This is a genomic window from Croceibacterium soli, from assembly GCF_009828065.1.
Lineage (GTDB): Bacteria > Pseudomonadota > Alphaproteobacteria > Sphingomonadales > Sphingomonadaceae > Croceibacterium_B > Croceibacterium_B soli.
The window spans coordinates 307,499-330,888 of the sequence record NZ_WTYK01000004.1; the positions used below are offsets into that span (position 1 = coordinate 307,499).

20 protein-coding genes are annotated in these 23,390 nt (G+C 68.6%); 13 read left to right on the top strand and 7 right to left on the bottom strand.

What is annotated here, in order from left to right; genetic code table 11:
• Positions 1-31: 31 nt before the first annotated feature.
• From zwf to GRI75_RS09185, 6 genes are all read left to right on the top strand, one after another.
• Positions 32-1,465, top strand: coding sequence for a glucose-6-phosphate dehydrogenase (gene zwf, locus GRI75_RS09160; RefSeq protein WP_160746654.1), 1,434 nt, complete (start codon positions 32-34; stop codon positions 1,463-1,465).
• Positions 1,466-1,861: 396 nt separating this feature from the next.
• The gene (gene edd, locus GRI75_RS09165) at positions 1,862-3,676 is read left to right on the top strand and encodes a phosphogluconate dehydratase (RefSeq protein ID WP_160746655.1); all 1,815 of its coding nucleotides are present in this window, start codon (positions 1,862-1,864) and stop codon (positions 3,674-3,676) included.
• Positions 3,673-4,638 carry a glucokinase gene (locus GRI75_RS09170; RefSeq protein ID WP_160746656.1) on the top strand — a complete coding sequence of 322 codons (966 nt, stop codon included), beginning with the start codon at positions 3,673-3,675 and terminating at the stop codon, positions 4,636-4,638. Before edd ends, GRI75_RS09170 begins: the two co-directional genes overlap by 4 nt.
• Positions 4,635-5,246, top strand: coding sequence for a bifunctional 4-hydroxy-2-oxoglutarate aldolase/2-dehydro-3-deoxy-phosphogluconate aldolase (gene eda / locus GRI75_RS09175; protein ID WP_160746657.1), 612 nt, complete (start codon positions 4,635-4,637; stop codon positions 5,244-5,246). Before GRI75_RS09170 ends, eda begins: the two co-directional genes overlap by 4 nt.
• Entirely contained in the window at positions 5,243-8,026 is a 2,784-nt protein-coding gene (locus GRI75_RS09180; RefSeq protein WP_160746658.1) for a phosphoenolpyruvate carboxylase, read from the top strand. Before eda ends, GRI75_RS09180 begins: the two co-directional genes overlap by 4 nt.
• Positions 8,027-8,110: 84 nt before the next feature.
• Complete coding sequence (locus tag GRI75_RS09185) at positions 8,111-8,806, top strand: L,D-transpeptidase family protein (protein WP_160746659.1); 696 nt, start codon at positions 8,111-8,113, stop codon at positions 8,804-8,806.
• Between the two features lie 125 nt (positions 8,807-8,931).
• On the opposite strand, the gene tilS is transcribed toward GRI75_RS09185, so the two are convergent.
• The 5 genes from tilS to GRI75_RS09210 all read right to left on the bottom strand — a co-directional run bounded on the left by tilS (position 8,932) and on the right by GRI75_RS09210 (position 14,379).
• A complete protein-coding gene (tilS, locus tag GRI75_RS09190) occupies positions 8,932-9,912 on the bottom strand; it encodes a tRNA lysidine(34) synthetase TilS (RefSeq protein WP_160746660.1) in 981 nt (326 codons plus the stop codon).
• Positions 9,878-10,795 (bottom strand): tetratricopeptide repeat protein, encoded by a 918-nt coding sequence (locus GRI75_RS09195; protein WP_160746661.1) that lies wholly within the window; start codon positions 10,793-10,795, stop codon positions 9,878-9,880. Before GRI75_RS09195 ends, tilS begins: the two co-directional genes overlap by 35 nt.
• A 120-nt stretch (positions 10,796-10,915) precedes the next feature.
• Entirely contained in the window at positions 10,916-11,761 is an 846-nt protein-coding gene (locus GRI75_RS09200) for a helix-turn-helix domain-containing protein (protein ID WP_160746662.1), read from the bottom strand.
• Positions 11,762-11,878: 117 nt separating this feature from the next.
• A complete protein-coding gene (gene ptsP, locus GRI75_RS09205) occupies positions 11,879-14,149 on the bottom strand; it encodes a phosphoenolpyruvate--protein phosphotransferase (RefSeq protein WP_160746663.1) in 2,271 nt (756 codons plus the stop codon).
• Positions 14,150-14,223: 74 nt separating this feature from the next.
• Positions 14,224-14,379: a YdcH family protein gene (locus GRI75_RS09210; RefSeq protein WP_160746664.1), complete on the bottom strand. Its 156-nt coding sequence runs from the start codon at positions 14,377-14,379 to the stop codon at positions 14,224-14,226.
• 182 nt (positions 14,380-14,561) lie between these two features.
• On the opposite strand from GRI75_RS09210, the gene GRI75_RS09215 reads away from it, so the two are divergent.
• The 7 genes from GRI75_RS09215 (at position 14,562) to GRI75_RS09245 (ending at position 20,602) form a co-directional block, all read left to right on the top strand.
• Entirely contained in the window at positions 14,562-14,759 is a 198-nt protein-coding gene (locus tag GRI75_RS09215; protein ID WP_160746744.1) for a YdcH family protein, read from the top strand.
• A gap of 97 nt (positions 14,760-14,856) precedes the next feature.
• Positions 14,857-15,324: a DUF1465 family protein gene (locus GRI75_RS09220; RefSeq protein ID WP_160746665.1), complete on the top strand. Its 468-nt coding sequence runs from the start codon at positions 14,857-14,859 to the stop codon at positions 15,322-15,324.
• Between the two features lie 39 nt (positions 15,325-15,363).
• Positions 15,364-16,236, top strand: coding sequence for an MBL fold metallo-hydrolase (locus tag GRI75_RS09225; RefSeq protein ID WP_160746666.1), 873 nt, complete (start codon positions 15,364-15,366; stop codon positions 16,234-16,236).
• A complete protein-coding gene (locus tag GRI75_RS09230) occupies positions 16,218-16,931 on the top strand; it encodes a DUF4230 domain-containing protein (protein WP_160746667.1) in 714 nt (237 codons plus the stop codon). The genes GRI75_RS09225 and GRI75_RS09230 overlap by 19 nt, the downstream gene beginning before the upstream one ends.
• Positions 16,932-17,006: 75 nt before the next feature.
• Positions 17,007-17,771, top strand: a complete 765-nt coding sequence (locus GRI75_RS09235) for a hypothetical protein (RefSeq protein WP_235911427.1) — start codon at positions 17,007-17,009, stop codon at positions 17,769-17,771.
• A gap of 450 nt (positions 17,772-18,221) precedes the next feature.
• A complete protein-coding gene (gene nadA / locus GRI75_RS09240) occupies positions 18,222-19,208 on the top strand; it encodes a quinolinate synthase NadA (RefSeq protein ID WP_160746668.1) in 987 nt (328 codons plus the stop codon).
• Positions 19,209-19,270: 62 nt separating this feature from the next.
• Complete coding sequence (locus tag GRI75_RS09245) at positions 19,271-20,602, top strand: DUF2254 domain-containing protein (protein WP_160746669.1); 1,332 nt, start codon at positions 19,271-19,273, stop codon at positions 20,600-20,602.
• Between the two features lie 4 nt (positions 20,603-20,606).
• Here GRI75_RS09245 and GRI75_RS09250 read toward each other — a convergent pair whose 3' ends face one another.
• A complete protein-coding gene (locus GRI75_RS09250; protein ID WP_202389669.1) occupies positions 20,607-22,403 on the bottom strand; it encodes a DUF885 domain-containing protein in 1,797 nt (598 codons plus the stop codon).
• The gene (locus GRI75_RS09255; RefSeq protein ID WP_160746670.1) at positions 22,400-23,335 is read right to left on the bottom strand and encodes a DMT family transporter; all 936 of its coding nucleotides are present in this window, start codon (positions 23,333-23,335) and stop codon (positions 22,400-22,402) included. Before GRI75_RS09255 ends, GRI75_RS09250 begins: the two co-directional genes overlap by 4 nt.
• Positions 23,336-23,390 lie beyond the last annotated feature (55 nt).

The following is a 23,390-nucleotide window of genomic DNA, read 5'->3' on the forward strand; positions in this document are numbered from 1 at the left end:
AACGACCTCCACAAGGAAGGCACTGACGAGAATGAGCTTCACCGCCGACACTTTGCTGCTGTTCGGGGCCACCGGGGACCTGGCGCGGCGCATGCTGCTGCCTTCGCTCTGCGCGCTGGACGCGGAGAACCTGCTGCCGGAGAACCTGCGTATCGTCGGCACCGCCCGATCAGACATGAGCGACAGCGAGTACCGCAACTTCGCGCGCGAGGCGGTGGAGAAGTTCCTCCCGCACGACCGCCGCGGCGGCATCGCCGACTTCCTCAACCGGCTGCACTACCAGCCGAACGACGTGACCACGTCCGAAGGATTCGACGAACTGGCGAAGCAGGTCGGCGACTCAAAGGACAAGCTGGCGATCTTCCTGTCGACCGCCCCGAGCTTGTTCGAAACCTCGATCGCCGGGCTGAGCCGCGTCGGCTTGGCCGGCGAGGGCGTGCGCATCGGGCTGGAGAAGCCGCTCGGGGTCGATCTCGCGTCGAGCTGCGAGATCAACGATGCGGTGGCCGCGGCCTTCCCGGAAAGGCGCATCTTCCGCATCGATCACTACCTGGGCAAGGAAACGGTGCAGAACCTGCTGGCCCTGCGCTTCGCCAACATCCTGTTCGAGCCGCTATGGAACGCCCAGCACATCGCTCACGTGCAGATCACCGTGGGCGAGACGGTCGGCCTGGAAGACCGGGCCGACTTCTACGACCAGACCGGCGCCCTGCGCGACATGGTCCAGAACCACATGCTGCAGCTCCTCGCGCTGGTGGCGATGGAGCCGCCGACGAGCTTCGGTTCAGGCGCGGTGCGCGACGAGAAGGTCAAAGCCCTGCGCGCGCTGAGGCCGCTGTCGGCCGGCGAGAGCGTGACTGGCCAGTACCGCGGCGGCGCGGTGGGCGGGAAGATCGTGCCCGGATATGACGAGGAGCTCGGCCGCGACAGCGACACCGAGACGTTCGTGGCATTGAAGGCCCATGTCGACAACTGGCGCTGGAAGGGCGTCCCGTTCTATCTGCGCACCGGCAAGCGCCTGCCCGAGCGGGTGACCGAGATCGTCGTGCAGTTCCGCAGCGTGCCGCACTCGATCTTCGAAGGCGCCAGGATGCAACCCAACCGCCTGGTGATCGGCATCCAGCCGGAAGAGAACATTACGCTTTCGCTGATGGCCAAAGTGCCGGGGCTCGACCGGGAGGGGATCGCCTTGCGCCCCGTCCCGCTGGATATCGCCATGCCGGATGCGTTCACCGGCACATACAAGCGGATCGCTTACGAGCGTCTGTTGTTGGACCTCATAGAAGGCGACCAGACCCTGTTCGTCCGACGCGACGAGGTCGAGGCGCAGTGGAGCTGGATCGACGCGATCCGCGCCGAATGGGCCAAGGAGAAGCTGCAGCCGAAGCCCTATTCGGCCGGAAGCTGGGGCCCAAGCGCCGCGATCGCCCTGGCGGAGCGCGATGGAGTGAGCTGGCATGAGTGATTTGTTCACGCGGAGACGCGGAGATGCGGAGGGGGCAATCCGCGGCGTGATCGCTGCGTCTCTTTGTGCGCTCGCAGAGGCGCAGAGGCGCAGAGGGACGATTTCGCGCCGCAGGCGCTCTCCTCGGACGTTGGTTCGAATTCGAGCCGAAGCGCATGGCTTTGAAAGCGGCTTCGCCGCAGCCACAACAACTCTGCGCCTCTGCGCCTCTGCGAGCGCCCTAAAAACCTCCGCGGCTCCGCGGCTCCGCGTGCCGACAAAAATCCTCCCCGGCACGGGGAGGTGGCGCCGGCCGGAGGCCGGTGACGGAGGGGGCCCGCAGCGGCTCCCGACGTTCTCTCGGGCCCCCTCCACCATGCTACGCATGGTCCCCCTCCCCGTGCCGGGGAGGATTTGATGACCACACTTCACCCCACCATCGCCCGGGTCACTGACCGGATCATCGAGCGGTCGCGCGACAGCCGCAGCCGCTATCTCGAGCTGATGCGGATCGAGGGCGAGAAGCATGCCGACCGCAATGTCGCCCTGCCTTGCTCCAACCTCGCTCACGGCTTCGCGGCGATGGGCGAGGACAAGGAGTCGATCGCTACCCAGCGTGGCCCGAACATCGGCATCGTCAGCGCGTATAACGACACGATCTCCTCGCATCAGCCGTTTGGGGCGTATCCGCCGCAGATGAAGATCTGGGCGCGCGAAGTCGGCGCTACGGCGCAGGTGGCGGGTTGCACCCCGGCGATGTGCGACGGGGTGACGCAGGGCACCGACGGCATGGAGCTGTCGCTGTTCAGCCGGGACGTGATCGCGCTCTCGACCGCCGTCAGCCTGAGCCACGCGATGTACGACAGCGTGGCCATGCTCGGCATGTGCGACAAGATCGTGCCGGGCCTGCTGATCGGCGCGCTGCGCTTCGGGTACCTGCCGACGGTGTTCTTTTCCGCCGGGGCGATGCCGACCGGCATCTCCAACAAGGAGAAGCAGCGCATTCGCCAGCTTTATGCGGAGGGCAAGGCGACCCGCGCCGAGCTGCTCGCAAGCGAAAGCGGGTCCTACCACTCGCCGGGCGTGTGCACGTTCTACGGCACCGCCAACTCCAACCTGATGATGCTGGAGATGATGGGCCTGCAGCTGCCCGGTGCGGCCTTCATCAATCCCGGCACGCCGCTGCGCCAGGCGCTGACCCGCGCATCGGTGCACCGGCTGGCGGAGATCACCCGCCACGGCAACGACTACCGCCCGCTGGCGCAGTGCGTCGACGAGCGCTCGATCGTCAACGCGGCGGTCGGCCTGCTGGCGACCGGCGGATCGACCAATCACGCGATCCACGTGCCCGCCTTCGCGCGGGCGGCGGGCGTGATCATCGACTGGGACGACTTGTCGGAACTCAGCGGCGCGGTGCCGATGCTGGCGAAGGTCTATCCGAACGGCGCCAGCGACGTGAACCACTTCCAGAACGCCGGCGGGCTCGGCTTCGTGGTGCGCGAACTGCTGAGCGCCGGGCTGCTCCACCGCGACATCATGACGGTGTTCGGTGACGATCTCGGCGCCTTCGCGCAAGAGCCGTGGCTGGACGGCGAAGAGCTCGCCTGGCGCGATCCGGGCCCTTCCGGGGACGCGGACATCCTGCGGCCGGCGACCGATCCCTTCTTCCCCGAAGGCGGCATGCGGCTGCTGCAAGGCAACCTGGGCCGCGGGATCATCAAGACCAGCGCGGTCGATCCGGAGCGCTGGACCGTCGAGGCCCCATGCCTGGTGTTCGAGCGGCAGGAGGATGTGGCCAAGGCGTTCGCGGCCGGCGAGCTGGACCGTGACGTGGTGGTGGTCATGCGCTTCCAGGGCCCGCGCGCCAACGGCATGCCGGAGCTGCACAAGCTGACCCCGATCCTGGGCGTGGTGCAGGACCGCGGCTATCGTGTGGCGCTCGTGACCGACGGGCGGCTGTCGGGCGCCAGCGGCAAAGTGCCGGGCGCGATCCACGTCAGCCCCGAGGCGCTTGGCGGCGGACCGCTCGCCCGCTTGCGCGATGGGGACATAGTGCGCCTCTCGGCCGAGGACGGCACGCTTTCGACCACGGCGAACCTCGCGTCCCGCGAGCCGGCGCAGATGCGCGAAATCGAGCTCGGCACCGGGCGCGAGCTGTTCGGCATGTTCCGCAACTTCGCCGACGAGGCCGAGCGGGGAGGCTCCGCCATGCTGGCGGTGGGTGGGCTGTGACCGAGCTCATCGCCATCGACGTGGGCGGCACGCATGCCCGCTTCGCCCGCGCGGTGATAACCGATGGGGCGATCGAGCTGGGCGAGCCGGTTACGTTGAAGACCTCCGACTTCGCCGGCATCGAAGGCGCTTGGGACGCTTATGCCGCCCAGGCCGGCGGGCCGCTGCCAGGCGCGGCGGCCATCGCCATCGCCGGGCCGGTGACCGGCGGGACAGTGCGGATGACCAACAACAGCTGGGTCCTGCACACCGGCGCGCTCGACGAGCAGCTCGGGATCGAGAAAGTCACCGTGCTCAACGATTTCGGCGCCGTCGCCCATGCCGTTGCGCGCGCTCCGGCGAGTGAGTTGGTCCATATCGCCGGGCCGGACCTGCCGCTGCCCGAAAGCGGCACTGTGAGCGTGGTCGGCCCGGGCACCGGCCTCGGCGTCGCGCACTTCCACCGGTTTCCCGGCGGCTATCACGTCCAGGCGACCGAAGGCGGCCATGTCGACTTCGCGCCGGTCGACGCGATCGACGACCGGCTGCTGGCGCGCCTGCGCGCACGCCACCGCCGGGTCTCGCTCGAACGCGTGGTCTCCGGCCCCGGGATCGTGGAGATCCGCGCCGTGCTCGGCGCGATCGAGGGGCGGCAGCTCGCCGAGTTGGAGGACAAGACGATCTGGCAGCTCGGGCTCTCGGGCGAGGACCCGCTGTGCGTTGCCGCCGTTCAGCGCTTCTGCCTCTCGCTGGGCAGCGTGTGCGGCGACTATGCGCTGGCCCAAGGGGCGAGCGCCGTTGTCCTGGCCGGCGGGCTCGGCCTCAAGCTCAAGGACGTCCTGCCGCGCTCCGGCTTCGCCGAGCGATTCCTGTTCAAGGGCCGCTACGAGCGGATGATGCAGGGCATTCCGATCAAGTTGATCATCCACCCGCAGCCGGGCCTGTTCGGCGCCGCGGCGGCTTTCGCCAGGGAGCACCTGTGAGCACCATCGAAGACATCATGCGCACCGCCCCGGTGATTCCGGTGCTGGTGGTGGAGGACGTGCGGCAGGCCCGCCCCCTGGCCGAGGCGCTGGTCGCCGGCGGGCTGCGCGTGCTCGAAGTGACTCTGCGCACGCCGGCGGCGCTCGATGTGATCCGCGAGATGAAGCAGGTCGAAGGGGCGATCGTCGGCGCGGGTACGGTCACCAACCCAGCCGAGCTGGAGGCGGCGCTCGAGGCGGGCAGCGAGTTCATCGTCTCGCCAGGCCTCACGGAGACGCTCGGCAAGGCGGCGGTGGCCAGCGGCGTGCCCTTCCTGCCCGGCATCGCCAGCGCTGGCGACATCATGCGCGGGATGGACCTGGGCCTGAACCGGTTCAAGTTCTTCCCCGCCATGGCTGCCGGCGGAGCGCCGGCACTGAAGGCGCTTGCCGCGCCGTTCGGCCAAGTGCGGTTCTGCCCGACCGGCGGGATCAGCGAGGAGACGGCGCCGGAGTGGCTCGCGCTCGATCCGGTGCTTTGCGTCGGCGGCAGCTGGATCGTGCCGAAGGGGCCGCCGGATTATATTGCCATCGCGGAAGCCGCGCGCAGGGCGAGCCGGCTGGGATGAAATCGGTCGGCGATCTCCTCGACCGGCTGCAGGCGCTGCACCGCCGCACCGAGGAGACGCCGCTGTTCAACCCCGTGTTCCAGCTTTCGCTGGACCTCTCGCGGCAGATCGAGAGCGGCGAGCTGACGCTCGACGAGTGCGGAGACCTGATAGCCGAGCTCGAATGCGAGGCCCTGACCAGCCGTGCGCGGCGCCTGCGGCGGCTCGTCGCGCCGGTCGATCCTGCGGCGAACATCGCCGAGTTGGAAGCAACGCTGGCGGACGAGGCGGGCGATTTCTCCGCCTTTCGAGCGCGCTGGGAGAAGCCCCGGCTGCACGCGGTCTTCACCGCTCATCCGACGTTCCTGCTCCCGCCAGCCCAGGCCGAGGCTGTGGCCGAGCAGGCAAGCCGCGAGGGCCCAATCAAGCCTGAAGCCTGCGCCGTTCCGTCGGACCGCACAGGCATCACGCTCGCTTTCGAACATGCGGAGGCGATGCGCGCGATCGGCAATGCGCAGGATGCGCGCGACCGGATCGTCGCAACGCTGCTCGGCGCTGCGCGCGAGCGCTGGCCCGACGAGTGGCACGATTTCTCCCCGCTGCCGTTCCGCTTCGCCCATTGGGTCGGCTACGACATGGACGGGCGCACCGACATCGCCTGGCACGATTCGATCGGCTTCCGCCTATCCGAGAAAGCCGAGCGCCTGGCGCGCTATGCCGCGTCGCTGGAGGCGATCGATGCCGGCCACCCGCTACTCGGGGAAATGCGCGCTGCTGCCGACTATGCCACCGACCGCGCGCGGGACTTTGCGGCGGATCTGTCCGAGCCCGCGGCCCTGTCCGCGGCGGCGAACCGGCTGACTGCCGACCATCCGCACAAGCTGCTTTCTCTGCGGGACTGGATCGAGCGGCTGGAGGAGGAGGCACTCGAAGCCGATCCGCAGCGCGCCATGGCCCTCAAGACCCTCGCCGCCGCGATGCGCGCAGACGGGCTCGGGATGGGCTGGATCCATTTCCGGGTGAACGCCAAGCAGCTGCACAACGCCGTGCGCCGGCGGCTCGATCCGAAGGGAGAGCTCGATCTCGCCAGCAAGAGCGCTGTCGTGCACTTGCGTGAGGCCATCGCCGAGGTGCAGCCGCGCCGTTCCAACTTCGCCGCGCTGGCGATCGAGAGCAGCACGGCGATCCGGCAGTTCCTGGCGATGGCGCAGATCCTCGCCCACATCGACGCCGACGCGCCGATCCGCATGCTGGTGGCCGAGTGCGAGCAGCCGGCGACGATGCTCGCGGCGCTCTACTTCGCCAAGCTGTTCGGGATCGAGGACAAAGTCGACATCTCGCCGCTGTTCGAGACCGAAAGCGCGCTGGAGCACGGCGGGCGGTTCCTCGACGAGCTGCTCGCCGAGAAGGACTACCGCAGCTACGCCCGCGCGCGCGGGCGGGTGGCGATCCAGACCGGTTTCTCCGACGCCGGGCGGTTCGTTGGACAGATACCCGCGAGCCTTGCGATCGAGCGGCTGCAGGGGCGGCTGGCCGCGGCGATGGCGGCGAACGGGCTGGCGGATGTCGCCGCGCTGATCTTCGACACCCACGGCGAGAGCATGGGCCGCGGGGCGCATCCGTGCGGCCTGAAGGATCGGCTCGACTGGCCGCTGAGCCCCTGGGCGCGGCGACGGTTCGGGCGGGCGGGCATCGCGCTGGAGCCCGAAGTCAGCTTCCAGGGCGGCGACGGCTACCTGTTCTTCGCCACGCCGGAGCTGGCGCTGGCGACGCTGACCCGCATCGCCGCGCTGCATCCGGGCGAGGCCGATACGGATGCGCCGGCCGACCCGTTCTACCGCCGGACCGACCTGAGCCTCGATTTCTACCGCGCGATCCGCGATCACCAGCACTCGCACCTCGAAAGCCGCACGTATGCGCGCGCGGTGACCGCCTTCGGGCTCGGCCTGCTCAACCCCACGGGCAGCCGTGTCTCGCGCCGGCAGAGCGACATTTCCGCCGACCGCGAGATGAGCTTGCGGCAGATCCGCGCGATCCCGCACAACGCGGTCCTGCAGCAGCTCGGCTATCCGGTGAACGTCATCGCCGGGGTCGGCAGCGCGGCCGAGGGGAATTACGAGGAAATTGCCGAGCTGCTGAGCGAAAGCGAACGCGGCGGGCAGATCCTGCGGCTGGTGCGTGCCGCCAATGCGCTCGCCAGCGTGAAGACGGTGGCCGCATGGGGCGAGCTGTTCAACTCGGCGTACTGGTCGAGCCGGCCATACCGCGGCACGGAGAGCCACTTGTCGGCCCCATGCGAAGCCCTGGCCGAGTACCTGGTCAAGGACGACCGTGTCGGCGTGTTCCGCCGCCTCGCCTCGCGCCTGCGGATCGATGCGCTGAAGCTCCACCGCCTGCTCGCGTTGCTGCCCGCCGAGGAGCCGGGGGAGGACCGCGAGCACCTGCGCCGCACGATCGGCGCGCTGCACGCGCTGCGGCTGGCGCTGATGCAGCACATGTTCCTGCGGGCGGTCTCGGTCCCGGCCTTCAGCCGCGCGAACGACATCAGCCGCGACGACGTGCTGGAGATGGTCTTCTCGCTGCGGATCGAGGATGCCCTGGCGCAGCTCAGGCGTGCCTTCCCGACCGAGTTCCCCCGCCTGGCCGACTTCGATCTCGACGAGCCGACCGAATATCCCGAAGGCGCCGACGAAGGGTACGAGGCCCTGCGGCGCAGGTTCATCGATCCGATCGAGCAGGCCCACGCCCTGTCGCTGCGGATCTCGACCGCCATCGCCAACCTCTTCGGCGCCCACGGTTGACGCACCGGCGCCGGTGCGTCTCGCAGCGGGACGCGGGACAGGCGGCCGTGGCACGATTTGGTAAATCTGGCATTATCCATATCTATGGAGGCCGGATTGAAATGGATCGGCGGCGCGACCGCGGCGGTATTGGTGCTGCTCGCTTCGGCCGTTGTCGGCAGCAATGCGCTGGAGGCGCAGGAGAGCAGGCCTGACACCTGGCTGACGGCCGAGGACGTGCTCGTCGCGGACGATCGGGTCGTGGCTCCAGAAGAGCCGGCGATCGAAAACGTGGCTATGGTCCAGCCGCTGCCCACGCCCGCGGCGGCCGAATCCCCATTCGTGATCAAGCGGATCCTGCCGATCGAGGGGCCGATCAGGTATGGCGAATGGCACTGGGACGAAGAAGGTGTGCCCGATGGTCCACTGGTCATGACGGTCGACCTCGAAGCGCGAGTGCTCTCGGTCTTCCGCGGCGGTTATGAGATCGGCGCCACGGCCGTCCTGCTCGGCACCGACGACTACCCTACCCCGCTCGGCGTGTTCCCGATCCTGAGCAAGGAACGGCACAACATCTCCGAGAAGTACGGCAACGCGCCGATGCCCTGGACCTTGCGGCTGACCTGGGACGGCGTCGCGATCCACGGCGGCAGCCAGGTGCGCAACGGCTGGGCCAGCCACGGCTGCATCGGCGCCCCGGACGGGTTCGTCTCCAAGCTGTTCGCCGCCGCCCGCAAGGGTGACAAGGTGATCATCACCCGCGGCAGGATGGCGGGCCTGGGCGACGCGCTGATGAGTTGATCGTCATGCTGAGCTCGTCTCAGCATCCATGCCTCCGCCGTCACGGCGGTGAAGGTGGAGAGATGGACCCTGAAACGAGTTCAGGGTGACGAGGTTTGGCTGAGGTAACGGATTGGAGGAGAGGCTCAGAACGAACGACGCGGGGGCTCGGGGCGGAAGAGCCAAGCGTCCTTCTCCACGCTTGCCATGACACCACCGAGGTTGCCGGTACGCCCTGCCGCCAGACCGTCTACGAGCTGTGCGACCGCAGCTCCCCGACCCTCTCCGCCGAAGTGAGCAATGATCCGCGCCACCACCCGCAGCACGATCACGCGCGGAGCGCTGGGGTTGTAGCGAACCCGGTCGGCCGCGGTGACGACCCGTTCCGCCCATTCCCGCTCGGCCGCCCATTCGAGCGCCGCGTCCGCTTCCGCCAGGTGGGCCGCGCTCTGCGCCAGGGCGGGCGGATCGAGCCAGTCCGCGGTTGCTAGCGCGGCGCGGATGCGGACGCGATCGAAGCGCTCGTCGCGGTTGCTGGGGTCGGCGGCTGGTTCCAGACCGGCGCGTGAGACGATTTCCGCCAGCTCGGCGCGGCGCCAGTCCAGCAGTGGGCGCAGCAGCGGCAGGGCCGTGCCGGGCACGACGCCGCGCCGGCGCACCCCGGCGAGCCCGGAGAGGCCGCTGGCTCGGTTGAGGCGCATGATCAGCGTTTCGGCCTGGTCGTCGGCATGGTGGGCGGTGGCGAGCGCCCCCAGTCCCTCTCGTTCCGCCCAGCCTGCCAGGGCCGCGTAGCGAGCCTCGCGCGCGGCGGTCTGGAGATTGCCTGTACCGGTCTGGACCGTGAGGATCGCACAGAGGATCCCCCGCTCCGCGCAGACGCGCGCCACCGCCCGGCACTCTTCCGCCGCCGCCGGGCGCAAGCCGTGATCGACGCTGGCCACGGCGAACCGTCCGGGAACCGCGGCATGCGCAAGCAGCAGGAGCGCTAGGCTGTCCGGCCCGCCGGAGACGGCCAGGCCCAGCCGGCCACCCTCCGGCCACAGCCGATCGAGGGCGGCGGCGAAGCGCGCCGCCTCGGCCGCGGTCACTCCGTCAGCGGCACGTGACGCGCCGGCGCTCCCTTTCATACTGGTCCTTCAGCCGCCCGGTGGCGAGCGCCGGATACTTCTCGCTGAACTCGGCGAGGGCCCGGCAGGCGCGCGTGGTGTCCTGCAGCGCGACCATCGCGCCGGCCAGGAACAGCAGGCTGTCCGGCGCGCGCGCGCCCGTCGGGGCCGACTGGTAGTTCTCCAGGAAATACGGCGCGGCGAGGCGCGGCTGGCCATCGTCGAGATAGGCCCGGCCGAGCAGGTTGCGGCCATAGCTGATCATCCGGTGGCTGGGGTAACGCTCCACGAACAGCTTGAGCTGCTGCTGCGCCTCGGGGAACAGGCCCGCCTCCCACAAGCGGAAGCCGTAGCTGTATTCGTCCTCGCCTGCATCGCCAGTGTCCGGCTTGGCGATCGCCTGAACCCGGGCGAGCCGCTCGGGGCTTGGCCCGGCCGCGGCTGCGGGCGCCGCGGGGCTGCTGCTGGAGCCGTTGCCGACCTCGGGCACGCGGATCGCGCCGCTGGGCTGCGCCACCGGGGCCGGTGCCGCCGCTGTTTCGAGGATGCCCAACCGCTCCTGGATCTGGCGGATCTCGTTGGCGTTCTCCTCGCCCCGGGCGGTCAACTGCGCGAGCTGCGATTCGATCGATTGCAGGCGAGCGAGGATGTCCGTGACGGCGCTCTCGGACGGGGCGCCGGTCTGCTGCGGAGTGGCCTGCCCGGGCGTAACCACTTCGGGCGTGAAGAAGCGCCCGTCGCTGTTCGGGAAGACCTGCCGCTGCAGCGCGCGGATCTCGGCCTCGATCTTGCGCAGCCGGGCATCGTCCGCCTGAGCAGCGGCGGGAGCGGCGATCACCGCGCCGCCTGCCAGCAGCAGGGCGGCGATGACCGTGCGCGACGTCTGCCAATGAGTGAAGCTCATCCTGTCCTTATTCCTCCTGAGTTCGCCGCCCGTATTCGCCGGAAGCGGGCGAACGGCGGCTGAACGACGCATGCGCGAATGTGCCAAGGCGGGATTCCCTTGTCGAGGGAGCGACAGCCCTCAGTTCGTGCCGGAGCGGGTGTTTTCCCCCGTCGCGGCAGCCGCCGGGGCGGCCCGCCCGCGCGCCACCAGCGCTTCGCCCGTGACCGGCACGTCGCTGACGACCCGCTGCTGCTCCGACAACCGCGGCAGCTCGCGTCCGCCGACGGTGATGCGCAGGGCATCGGGGCGGCCGGTCCGCAGCATCGGTTGGACCGCGTCGGCCGGCACGGTATATGTGTCGCCCGGAGCCATGACGGCTTCCATCAGCGTGCCTTGCGGGGTGTAGAAGCGGACCCAGGCCTCCTCCCGCGCGGTGAACACCACCGGGCCGGCGGCCCGCGGGGCTGCCTGGGCCGCCGGAGTCCCGGTTTTCGGGGCGACGCGCTGTGCAGCAGCCTGCTTCGCCTGCTCCTGCTCGATCAGCGAGGGCAGCTCGGCCGCCGGGGTGAACAGCGTGCTCAGGAACATGGCGATGCCGGCGACGACCAGGATTGCCGCGAAGATGGAGAAGTAGAACAGCGCGCGCGACGGAGCCCGGGCCGGGTCGCCCGGTTCGAAAGTGGCCGGCCGGTACTCTTCCTCGCCAAGCTGGGCGTCGAGTTCGGCGCGGACCATGGCCGCGACTTCCTCCTGCTGGAGCCCGACCACTTTGGCGTAGGTGCGCGAAAAGCCGACCGCGTAAGTGCGGCCTGGCAGGCGGCCGAAATCTCCGGCCTCGATGGCGACGAGGTGGCGCTGCGGAATTCGGGTCTGCGCCGCGACCTGCTCCAGCGAGAGGCCTTTCTCCTCGCGCGCGGCGCGAAGCTGGGCCCCGATCCCCATCGGCGTTCCGGTTGCTTCCGTGCTTATGAAATTCTCGTCCATTCCCGCTCCAGTCTGGCGGTTATGGTTCATCTTGGCGAACCCGTTAGGTTGCCAAGAGACTGTCCCGCGAGGTTCAAGTCAAGTGCGGCTTGCCCGCCCCGGCCCATGGGCCTCCATTTAGTCGATTTCGATGCCCTGCTGCACCGCCCAGTCGGACAGCGCCGCCCGCATGTCCGGCGGGGGATTGGCCAGCCAGCGCGACATCGCCGCGCCGATCTGCGCCGTGTCGATCTGCCGCACCAGTTCCTTGATCGGGCCGACCGCCGCCGGCGTGATCGACAGCCGGCGCATGCCGAGCCCGATCAGCGCCAGCGCCTCCAGCCGCCGCCCGCCCATTTCGCCGCACACGCCCAGCTCCACCCGGTGCCCCGCGGTCGCCTGCACCACGCGCGCCAGGAAGCGGAGGATCGCCGGGCTGAGCCAGTCGTAACGCTCCGCCAGCTTGGGGTTGGCCCGGTCGGCGGCGAACAGGAACTGCGTCAGGTCGTTGGTGCCGATCGAAATGAAAGAAAGCTGCGGGATCAACTGGTCGAGCATCTCCGCCAGCGACGGCACTTCCAGCATGACGCCGTAGTTGATCGCTTCGGGCAGCTTGCGCTTGAGCGTCTTGAGATAGACGATCTGCTTTTCGAACACGGCCTTGGCCGCCTCGAACTCCCAGGGTTCGGAGACCATCGGGAACATCACGTTCAGGGCCTTGCCGCCGGCCGCTTCGAGCAGCGAGCGGGCCTGGACTTTCAGCAGCCCTTCGCGCTCGAGCGCCAGGCGCAGCGCGCGCCAGCCCATCGCCGGGTTCTCGTCCTCGCGCCCGTACTCATTGCTGAGATAGGGCAGCTGCTTGTCGCCGCCGATGTCGACCGTGCGGAAAATCACCGGCTTGGTGCCGGCGGCGTCGAGCACATCGCGGTAGAGCCGCGTCTGCCGGTCGCGCGCTGGCAGCGCCGCGGACACGAGGAACTGGAACTCGGTGCGGAACAGGCCGATGCCATCGGCCCCGGTCAGGCTGAGCATCGGGATGTCGTCGCGCAGGCCGGCGTTCATCATCACCTGGATGCGCTGCCCGTCGCGCGTGAACGGTTCGACATCGCGCAGCTTGGCGTAAGCGGCCTGACGCTCCCGGTTGCGCACGAAGCGCGCTTCGAAGGCATCGAGCACCCCTTGGGAAGGGCGGACGGTGAGCTTCGAAAAGTCGCCGTCGAGCAGCAGGGTGTCGCCTTCGCGGATCAGCCCGCGGGCGTTCCGCACCCGGCCGAGAACCGGGATCCCCATCGCCCGCGCGACGATCACCACGTGCGAGGTGAGCGATCCTTCCTCCAGCACGACGCCTTTTAGCCGGCGTTTGTCGTATTCGAGCAGCTCCGCCGGCCCCAGGTTCTTGGCGATCAGAATGGAGTCGCCGCGCAAGCCCACGCTTGCGGCGGTGCCGAGCTGGCCGGAGACGATCCGCAGCAGGCGGTTCGCCAAGTCCTCCAGATCGTGCATCCGGTCGGCCAGCAGCGGATCGTCGATCTCGCGCATGCGCATGCGGGTGCGCTGCTGCACGCGCTCGATCGCCGCTTCGGCGGTGAGGCCGGAATCGATCGCTTCGTTGATGCGCCGGCTCCAGCCTTCGTCGTAGGCGAACATCTTGTAGGTCTGCAGGACCTCCTCGTGCTCGCCGCCGACGCCGAACTCCGCCTGGCCGGTCATCTGGTCGATCTGCTCGCGCATCTTGTCGAACGCGAGATAGACGCGCTGGCGCTCGGCCTCGACGTCCTCGGCCACGGTCTGCTCGATGTTGATGCGCGGCTGGTGGAACACTGCCTGGCCGAGCGCGAGGCCCTTCACGAGTTGCAGGCCGTCGAGCACTTCCTGGCCGGTGTGGTTGCTCGACAGCGAGCCGGGGTGCTCGTCGTCCACCAGGCCGGCGTTCTGGATCAGCTCGGCCAGCACCATGGCGACCGTCTGCAGCGCTTCGATCTCGACTTCCTCATAGCGCCGCGGCTCCACGTGTTGCACGGTGAGGACGCCGATCGCCCGCTGGCGCCGCACGATCGGCACGCCGGCGAAGCTGTGGAACTTCTCCTCCCCGGTTTCGGGGCGGTACTGGAACTCGGGATGCGCGGCCGCCTCGGCCAGGTTGAGCGTTTCGATATTGGCGGCGATCGTGCCGGTCAGGCCCTCGCCCACGCCGAGCTTGGTGACGTGGACCGCCGCCTGCTCCAGGCCGCGGGTGGCGAACAGCTCCAGCATGCCGTCGCGCAGGAGGTAGATCGAGCAGACTTCGCTGTTCAGCGCCTCGCCGATAATGTCGACCACCTGGTTGAGCTTGCCCTGCGCGGAAATACGCGAGGCCATCAGCTCATGCAGCTGGGTGAGGATCGATCGGGCGGCGGCGACGGCGGACATGAAGTTCGCCTATCGCATCCGGAAGCGTTTGGAAACGCTGCTGCCCGGCTCCGCAAGGAACCGGGCGCGACACCTCAGAACTGCGACATTTCTTCTTTGATGCGCAATTTCTGTTTCTTGAGTACCTGGACCATCGACTCGTCGGGTGCCGGGCGGTTGAGTTCTTCGCGGATCCGGCGTTCCAGCCCCTCGTGCTTGGCCTGAAGGGCAGCGACGTGCGAGGTTTCCATAGCTTTCTCCTGATCTTCTACGGGGAGTGTTGCGAGTCCCTTGGCGCGATCCGCTTCGACTCGTACTGGCGACCCGGCCGCGCAATTGGTATCAAAACACAAGTTTCATGGATCGGCAAACGCTGGAGCGGCGAAGCGTGAGCGCTTGGCCGCGAATGGTTATCGGAAAGGTTCTGCGCCCGGTGAACGAAGAGGAACAGCGCAGGCGGCTGGCGATCTTGCGGACCGAGCACCGCGATCTCGATGCCGCGATCGCGGCGCTGACAGCCACCGAAAGCCAGGATCAGCTGCAGATCGCCCGGCTGAAGAAGCGCAAGCTGCGCCTGCGCGATCAGATCGCCGCGATCGAGGATTTCCTTACGCCGGATATCATCGCCTGACCCGTCCCAGCGCGGGGCAGCGCCAGCCTGCGCCGGGAAACGCGCCCGTGCGACTCTGGCGCGGGGGCGGCGAATCTGATTTAGCTTCGCCTCGATTATGACAGAAACTGCCGATCTCAGCCCGACGATCATCGAATCGCTCTATTGCGAGGCGCTCGAGCTCGCCGACGAGGCGCGCGCGGCCTTCGACTTGTCGGGCCGGATCGATGTGATCGGCGAAGACCACGCCCTGGCGCGGGTCGCGCTCAGCTGCGAGGCGCTGCGCACGACCACCCGAATGATGCACGCGATCGCCTGGTTGCTGAACCAGCGCGCTTTCTTCGCCGGCGACCTGACCGAGTTCCAGCTGCGCCAGCACGGCCGCCTGCCCGCCGCACAGCCGCCGAGCAGCGATGACCAGCTGGCGATGCTCGGGCCGGAGATGCACGAGCTGATCCGCCGGACCGAGCGGTTCCACGCGCGGATCGCCCGCCTGGACGGCGCCTGGCGGGAGCACTTCGCCATGCACCCGTCAGCTATCCACCGGCTGCGCGAGCGGCTCAGCCAGGAAATGGGCGCGCTCTAGATCCTCGACTTCGCGCAAGGCGGTCGGATAGGGGAGCCCATGGCACTGCCCCCGCAACCCTGGCCGACCGGCGCGGTCGACGAACTCGAACCGCTCGTCCGCCGGGTCCTCGCGCCGAACGCCTCCCCGTTCACCTACACCGGCACGCAGACTTACCTGGTCGGCAGCGCCGAGGGGCTGGCGGTGATCGATCCCGGCCCGGCGGAGCCCGAGCACCTGCAGGCGCTGGAACGGGCGATCGGCGACGCCAGGGTGCTGGCGATCGCCTGCACCCACACGCACCGCGACCATTCGCCCGCGGCCGCTCCGCTCGCCGCCCTCACCGATGCGCCGATCGTCGGCTGCGCTCCGCTGGCGATCGAAGGCGGGGAACTCCGCGCGGATGCGCCGTTCGACCAGAGCTACGCGCCCGACCGCGTGCTGGCCGACGGCGAGCAGATCGCCGGGCCCGGCTGGACGCTGACTGCGCTCGCTACCCCCGGGCACACCTCGAACCACTTGTGCTTCGCGCTGGAGGAGACCGGCGCCTTGTTCACGGGCGATCACGTGATGGGCTGGTCGACCACCGTGGTCGCGCCGCCGGACGGCGACATGGCGGACTACATAGCGAGCCTGGAGCGGCTCCACGCGCGGAACGACCGGGTCTATTATCCGGCCCACGGCCCGGCGGTGCACAAGCCCCGGCAGCTGGTGCGCGGGATGATCGGCCACCGCCGCCTGCGCGAGCGGCAGGTGCTACGCCTGCTGGCGGAGACGCCGCAGACCGTCCTCGAACTCGTGCCGCAGATGTACAAAGGCGTGAGCGAACGTCTCTGGGGCGCGGCCGGCCTATCGGTTACCGCGCATCTCCTGGACCTGGAACGGCGTAGGCGCGTCGTCCGTTCAGGGGACTTATGGACGATCCGAACCTGATCAAGCGCGATGCCGCCGGCGACCGGCTGCAGCACGCTCCCCGCCACGATCCAGGGCTCGCCCGCGTGCAGGCGGTGCCTTGGCTGATCGTCATCGTCCTGTTTGCCGCCGTCGCCTGGCTCGGCTGGCGGGCGTTCTTCCACGAGGAGGAGGGCGACATCGTCGGCAGCGCCATGCTCGCGTTCGAGGAGCAGAACTCGCTGACGGTGTTCAGCTCGCGGTTCGAAGTGGTGGCGGAAAGCGTCAACACGCCCTCCGTCGGCCCGCTCGACATCGCCGCGCTGGAAGCGCGCCAGGCGATGATCGTGCCGGCGCTGGTCGAATACCGGCTCGACCTGTCGCAGATGGAGCGGAGCGACTTCGCCTGGGACCCTGAGACCGAGACGCTCGACGTCGTCCTGCCCGGCCTGCGTGTCTCGCCCCCGAATATCGACGAGGCCGCCGCCCGCTACTTCACCGACGGGCTCTACGTCAGCCGTGACGCATCGGTCGCGCTCAGCCGCAACAACTCGCGCCAGGCGGCGGAACGCGCGGCCACGTTCGCCAGGAACCCGCAGATCCTGGCAATGGCCCGGAAAGCGGCCGCCCAGGCGATCCGCCAGAACCTCGCCATTCCGCTCCAGGTGGCCGGATATGGAGACGTGACCGTCAACGTTCACTTCGAAGGCCAGGAGCCGGCAGCGGTTCCGAACTGAGTCGACTTTCGGGCTTCCGCGACTCATCGGCAGAGCGTAAATATGCGGTGGGTCGCCGGACGGGGAGTTCGGTTGATGGCTAGTGTTCCATTTGCAACGGGCGCCGATCGCGGCGAGGCGCGGTTCTTCTTCACGATGAGCTGCCTGCTGGCGGCGATCATCGTCGGCGGCTTCTCCTTCAATATCGTCACCGGCCGCTCGAGCTTCTCGCTGCCGCTGGTCTATCACTTCCACGGCATCGTCATGATGGCGGGGCTCGGGCTCTACGTGGCGCAGAACTCGCTGATCCTGGCGGGCAACGTGGCGCTGCATCGCCGGCTGGGATGGATCGCCGCGGGCTGGGTGCCGCTGATGGTGCTGAGCGGACTGCTGCTGACGCAGATCTCGCTGCAGGAGCGCGGTGGGCCGCCTTTCTTCGACCAGAACCAGTTCCTGATCAGCAACCCGCTGCACCTGCTCGGCTTTGCCGGCATGGTCGCCTGGGCTGTGACGGTGCGCAGCGACACCGGCTGGCACCGCCGGCTGATGTACTGCGGCTTCGCCATGCTGCTGGGGCCCGGCGTCGGCCGCCTGATCCCGGCTCCGCTGCTCATTCCTTACGCCTGGTACATCGCAGCCGTGCTGCCGCCGATCCTGTTCGCGGTAGTCGGCATCCTGGCCGACCGGCGGCGCTACGGCCGCGCGCATCCTGCCTGGTTCTGGGGCATCGGCGTGGTGATCGGCATCCAGATCGTCGCCGACCTCCTCGCCTACAGCCCCCTCGGCCCGCAGTTCACCGAATGGTTCCTCGCCGGCACGCCCGGCGCCGAGCGGCCGATGGCGGCGTTCATGCCGGGGTGAGTTCCGCCCGGCCGAACGGATGTGTCGCGCCCATCGTGGTTCGACAAGCTCACCACGAACGGAAGGGGGGGCTCAGCACGAACGGAGCTCAGCACGAACGGGGCTCAGCACGAACGGGGGGGCTCAGCACGAACGGGGGGGCTCAGCACAACGGGGGGCTCAGCACGAACGGGGGGCTCAGCACGAACGGGGGGGGCTCAGCACGAACGGGGGGCTCAGCACAAACCGGGGGGGCTCAGCACAAAGGGGAGTGCCCCTCACACGTAGGGTGCAATAAACTAGGTCCGTTCGTCCTGAGCTTGTCGAAGGACGGGAGGGCTTAGGCCGCAACCGGTAGTGCAGGTTGCACGGCCGAAAGTTTTCCGCGCCCTCGCCGTGCGAAATCTCGCCCGCCGACCCCGCGACATTTCGCGCGCCGGTCCCTATATGGCGGGCAAGAGGAGACCCCACATGTCCGTCCAGACCAGAATGCCGACCGGCACCGACCTGCGTGCCGAAATCGACCGGTTGCGCAAGGAGCGCAACGCGGTGATCCTGGCGCACTATTACCAGAAGCCGGAACTGCAGGATCTGGCCGACTTCGTGGGCGACTCTCTCGAACTCAGCCGCAAGGCTGCCGACACCGATGCCGACGTGATCGCGTTCTGCGGCGTGAAGTTCATGGCCGACACGGCCAAGATACTCAGCCCCGAGAAGATCGTCGTGCTGCCGGACATGGAAGCCGGCTGCAGCCTCGAGGACTCGTGCCCGCCGGACAAGTTCAAGGCCTTCCGCGAGGCGCATCCGGACCACATCGCGCTGACCTACATCAACTGCTCGACCGAGGTGAAGGCGCTCAGCGACATCATCGTCACCAGCTCCAGCGCGGAGACGATCATCAGCCAGATCCCCGAAGACCAGCCGATCATCTTCGGGCCCGACCGGCACCTGGGCGGTTATCTGAACCGCAAGTTCGGCCGCAAGATGCTGCTCTGGCCGGGCGTGTGCATCGTGCACGAGGCGTTCAGCGAGCGGGAGCTGATGAAGCTCAAGGCGCAGTATCCCGGCGCGCCCGTCGCCGCGCACCCGGAGTGCCCGCCGCACATCATCGACCATGCCGATCACGTCGGGTCGACCAGCGCGATCCTGCAGTTCGCCAAGACGTTCACCGGCGACACGCTGATCGTGGCGACCGAGCCGCACATCATCCACCAGATGCAGAAGGCCCTGCCGGAGAAGAACTTCGTCGGAGCGCCCGGGGCGGACGGCAACTGCAACTGCAACATCTGCCCGTACATGGCGCTCAACACGATGGAGAAGCTCTACACCTGCCTGCGGGACCTGGAGCCGCGCATCGAGATCGAGGAAGGCCTGCGCCTGGCGGCGAAGCGAAGCCTTGACCGGATGCTGGAGATGGCCAGCGGCACGATCGGCAAGGGCGACCTCGGGCGGGCCTGACGCCCACGCAACGCTTCCGCCTGCCGTGCGTTGAGCAGTGACGCGCAGCAGGGGGAGCGACCATGTTCACACGCCTTCGGGCGCTTTGGCAGGATGTCAACGCCAGCTACTGGTTCTACCCGGCGCTGTTCGTCGCGGGTTCGCTGGCGCTGGCTACGCTGACCCTGTGGATCGACGGCCGCACCCCGCAAGGCTGGCTGCAGGACCATCTGATCTTGCGCCCAGCCAATGCCGAAAGCGCGAGCACGATGCTCAACGCGATGGCCGTGTCGATGATGGGCGTGGCGGCGACGGTGTTCTCGATCACCATCGCGGCGGTGGTCTATGCCAGCGGCAGCTACGGCCCGCGCCTGCTCAACAACTTCATGGAGGACCGGGGCAACCAGCTGAGCCTCGGCACCTTCATGGGCACATTCGTCTATGCCTTCACCATCCTGCGGGCGGTGCGGCAGGGCGACGGACAGGCGGCCGCGGCAGCCGGCAGCGCGGTGCAACAGGCCGACTTCGTGCCGCAGATCTCGCTGCTGACCGCTTACCTGCTGATGGGCCTGGCGGTCGCGGTGCTGGTCTACTTCCTCAACCACATCCCCGCGTCGATCCGCATCAACAGCGTGCTCAAGGACATCGGGCTGCGGCTGCTGCAGGGAATCGACAAGACTTATCCCGAACCCAACAGCGGTGTGCGCCTCCCGGAGCACGGCAAAGGCGTGGCGGTGTGCGCGCTCGGAGCGGGCTATATCGAAGTGCTGGACTTCGCCCGGCTGCACACGGTGGCGAAGAAGCACGGCGGGCGGATCGTCATGGCCGTGCGGACCGGCGATTTCGTCCACCCTTCGGTCCCGATCGCCTACTGGTGCCCCGATGACGGCACCAGCGATGCCGAGCCGCCGGCCGACACGATCCGCAATTGCCTCGCCCTCGGCAGCGCACGCACGCCGCACCAGGACCTGCAGTTCCTGATCGACGAACTGGTCGAGATCGGGCTGCGCGCCCTTTCGCCCGGGATCAACGATCCGTTCACCGCCATCACCGCGCTGCACTGGCTTGGCGCGGCCACGGCCCGGCTGGGCGAGCGCGACTTGCGCCTGCGGCTCGACCGCGAGGTCATGCTGGACGCCGCGCTCGTGATCCCGCTCGACGACGATTACCGGCACTTCGTGGCCCGCGGGTTCGGCGCGATCCGCAGCGCCGTTGCGACCAACCGAATCGCCGCCATGGTGATGTTCGACGCTCTGGCCGACGCCGCGACGACCCTGCAGGATGAGACCCGCAGGGCCGAGCTGAAACAGCAGGGCGAAGCGCTGATCGAGCAGGCCCGCGTGCACCTGCAGGGCCCTGAGCTGCAGCTCGCCGAAGCGCGCTACGCCAGCTTCACGACGAAGTTCGCGCGATAGGGCCTCACTCGACCGGCAGGTCGAACATCAGAGCCCGTACATACTTCACCGGCGGGGAACCGAAGCTCAGCGCCGTGTCGTGGTAGCGGCGTAAGTCGAACGACGTGCCCCAGCGCTCCATCGCCTCGCGCCGCAGCGCCATGTGCTCTTCGTACCCCGTGAAGTAGCTCAGCAACTGGACGGAGGAGAGATTCGCGCGGGTCCACTTGCCGGCGGCCTCGCGCTCCTGCTGGAAGGCGCCCTCCATCATCAGCGTCATCGCCTGTTCGCGGGTCATGCCTTCGGTGTGAATGCCGATGTCCAGCAGCGTGTTGGTGATCGACCGCAATCGCATCTTGAGCATCGTCAGGGCGAACAGCTTGCCGTCCACGCTCTGCTCGCCGCCGAGATAGCCCTGCTCCGCCATCACCCGCTCGGCATAGACCGCCCAGCCTTCAACGAAGGGACCGCTCATCAGCACCGCGCGCAGCAGGTTGTCGTTGCGCCGCGAGTGATCGAGCTGGAGGTAATGCCCCGGCACGCCTTCGTGGATCGAGAGATCGTGCAGCATGTAGAGGTTGTATTCGGTGAGGAAGCTTTCCGCCTGCTCGTCCGTCCAGTCCTCGGGGATCGGCGAGACGGCGTAGTAGTTCGGCAAGTCCTGCTCGAGCGGGCCCGGCGCGTCGTCGTAAGCCACCGCGTTGCCCTGCCAGAACTTCGGCATCGTGATCACCTGCACGGGGCCTTCCGGCATGCCCACGAAGCCCTTTTCCGCGGTGAACGCGGTGGCCTGGGCGAGCGTCTCGCGCGCAGTCTGCTCGAGCGTCTCGCGCGTGGCGCGCTTGGCATAGCTCTTGGCCAGCGCGCATTCGATCGCCTGCTGTTGGCTGCCGTTGTCGCAATCGGGAAACGTGCGGGCGAGGCGCTCCATTTCGGAGCGCGCCTCCGCAAAGGCCGCTTCGGCTTGGGCCTTCAGCTCGGGCCTGGTCATCGGGCTCATCAGCGCGAACCGCATCTTGGTGTCGTAGAGCTCGGTGCCGAGACGGAATTCGCCGCGAGCATTGGGCACCAGCACATTGTCGAGCCAGTTCTGGTGCTCGGCGAGCGCTGCCTTGAGATTGCTCAGAGCCGCGTCGAAGCGCGTGCGGTCGACATCGCTGCGCTCCACCTCCGGCAGCAGCGCGGCATCGACGATCTCCATGATGCCGGCGTTCTGCCGCGCGACCGTTTCCGCGTGGACCTTCGGCACGCGCGCCGGATCGAGCTGCACGCGCGCTTCCGCCAGGAACGCCGGCAGCTTCTCCATCCGTTCCACGATGTGCCGGAAGCGCTCCGGCCAGGGGGCGAAGTCACGCGCCACGAGCGAGTACAGCGCCTGGGAGGCGATATCGTTGTAATATTGCGGGTTCCACGCCCAGGTCTGCAGCGTCTCGACATCCCACAGATCGTATTCGACGGCGTTCTTGAGGAGCGCGTAGTCGACCTGGTTGTCGCGCGTCAGCAGCGCCGGATCGATCGCTGCCAGCGCCTGCAGCAGCTCGCGGTCCATCATTGCCTGACGGGTGCGGGCGGCGCCGTCGATCGCCGGCAGTTCGCCGTCGTGCGCGTGATCGCCCATCTGCGTGGCGGCGACCGGGTTCATCGCGGTGACGATGTCGATGTAGGCCGCGCCGAGCTTCTCGAAGGCGGCATTCGCTTCGGCCGGCGTGGGCGCCGCGATCGTTTGCGCGGTGCCGGCAGCCGGCGGTGGCGGGAGCTCGCCTGCCGCGGTGCATCCAGCGACGGCGAGGCCGGCGATCATCGTCATGAGGCGCTTGGTCACTCGTCACGTCTCCCACTGGTCAGGACCGGATTAACAGCGGGTGCGGCGGGCGTCGACTCGCGCGCCACCCGGGCAATGACCAGGGCCATGCCGAGCAGCAGCATCCCGGCGACGTCGATCGCTCCCAGCGTCTCGCCGAACGCCAGCCACCCGGCCAGGGCGGCGATCGCCGGCTGGCTGAGCAGCGCGAGGCCGATGGCCAGCGGCGTGAAGTGCCGCATGGCGTAGACCAGCAGGCCCTGCCCGACGAGCTGGCTCGAGAAAGCGAGCGCGACGACCGGCCCCCAGCTCTGCGGCCAGACCGGCTCCCCGGCCAGCAGCGCCGCTGCCAGCAGCACCGGCACGCCGGCGGCGGTAGCCCAGCTGAGCAGTCGCCAGCTGCCGAGCCCGCGGCGCGCGTCTTTCAGGATGATCAGGTACCCGGCGTAGAACAGGCCCGCGAGAAGGCAGAACAAGTCCCCCTGCAGGGTCTGCGCCGAAACCTCGAAGCTGCGGCCGAGCAGGATCGCGGCCCCGGTCAACGCGGCGAAGATCGCCAGCCCCTCCTTCGGGCGGGGCCAGCGGCGCCAGGCGATGAAGCCCCAGATCATCAGGATCACGCTGCCCGAATTGCCGAACAGCGCGGCATTGCCGAGCCGGGTGTAGCCGATGCCGACGTGCCAGGCGGCCAAGTCGAGTGCGAAGAACACCCCGCCAGCGATGACCGTCAGCATCATCGCCCGCGTCATCGGCACCGCCGGAGGCCCTTCCCGCCGGGCGAGCAGCAGCAGGAACGGCAGGGCCAATGTCAGGCGCCAGAAGCCGGCGGAGACCGGGCCGGTATCGGCCAGCCGCACCAGCCACGGGCCGAGCGCCAGCGCGGCGTTGCCGATCAGCAGCGCGGCGAGCGGCAGGAACCGGTGCCGCGGCGCGGGAGGGGCCGAGGGATTCATCGGAGGTGCGTCTAGCGGCGGCGGCGGCATTGGCTATAGGGAAACGAAAGGGAGG

Bases quoted from the DNA above. Each gene is read 5' to 3' on its own strand.
- GRI75_RS09185 (WP_160746659.1), top strand. From the start codon at position 8,111: ATGGAGGCCGGATTGAAATGGATCGGCGGCGCGACCGCGGCGGTATTG.
- GRI75_RS09210 (WP_160746664.1), bottom strand. From the start codon at position 14,379: ATGGAAACCTCGCACGTCGCTGCCCTTCAGGCCAAGCACGAGGGGCTG.
- GRI75_RS09180 (WP_160746658.1), top strand. From the start codon at position 5,243: ATGAAATCGGTCGGCGATCTCCTCGACCGGCTGCAGGCGCTGCACCGC.
- ptsP (WP_160746663.1), bottom strand. From the start codon at position 14,149: ATGTCCGCCGTCGCCGCCGCCCGATCGATCCTCACCCAGCTGCATGAG.
- GRI75_RS09245 (WP_160746669.1), top strand. From the start codon at position 19,271: ATGTTCACACGCCTTCGGGCGCTTTGGCAGGATGTCAACGCCAGCTAC.
- GRI75_RS09255 (WP_160746670.1), bottom strand. From the start codon at position 23,335: ATGAATCCCTCGGCCCCTCCCGCGCCGCGGCACCGGTTCCTGCCGCTC.
- GRI75_RS09225 (WP_160746666.1), top strand. From the start codon at position 15,364: ATGGCACTGCCCCCGCAACCCTGGCCGACCGGCGCGGTCGACGAACTC.
- tilS (WP_160746660.1), bottom strand. From the start codon at position 9,912: ATGAAAGGGAGCGCCGGCGCGTCACGTGCCGCTGACGGAGTGACCGCG.
- nadA (WP_160746668.1), top strand. From the start codon at position 18,222: ATGTCCGTCCAGACCAGAATGCCGACCGGCACCGACCTGCGTGCCGAA.
- zwf (WP_160746654.1), top strand. From the start codon at position 32: ATGAGCTTCACCGCCGACACTTTGCTGCTGTTCGGGGCCACCGGGGAC.
- GRI75_RS09195 (WP_160746661.1), bottom strand. From the start codon at position 10,795: ATGAGCTTCACTCATTGGCAGACGTCGCGCACGGTCATCGCCGCCCTG.
- GRI75_RS09230 (WP_160746667.1), top strand. From the start codon at position 16,218: ATGGACGATCCGAACCTGATCAAGCGCGATGCCGCCGGCGACCGGCTG.
- edd (WP_160746655.1), top strand. From the start codon at position 1,862: ATGACCACACTTCACCCCACCATCGCCCGGGTCACTGACCGGATCATC.
- GRI75_RS09220 (WP_160746665.1), top strand. From the start codon at position 14,857: ATGACAGAAACTGCCGATCTCAGCCCGACGATCATCGAATCGCTCTAT.
- GRI75_RS09200 (WP_160746662.1), bottom strand. From the start codon at position 11,761: ATGGACGAGAATTTCATAAGCACGGAAGCAACCGGAACGCCGATGGGG.
- GRI75_RS09235 (WP_235911427.1), top strand. From the start codon at position 17,007: ATGGCTAGTGTTCCATTTGCAACGGGCGCCGATCGCGGCGAGGCGCGG.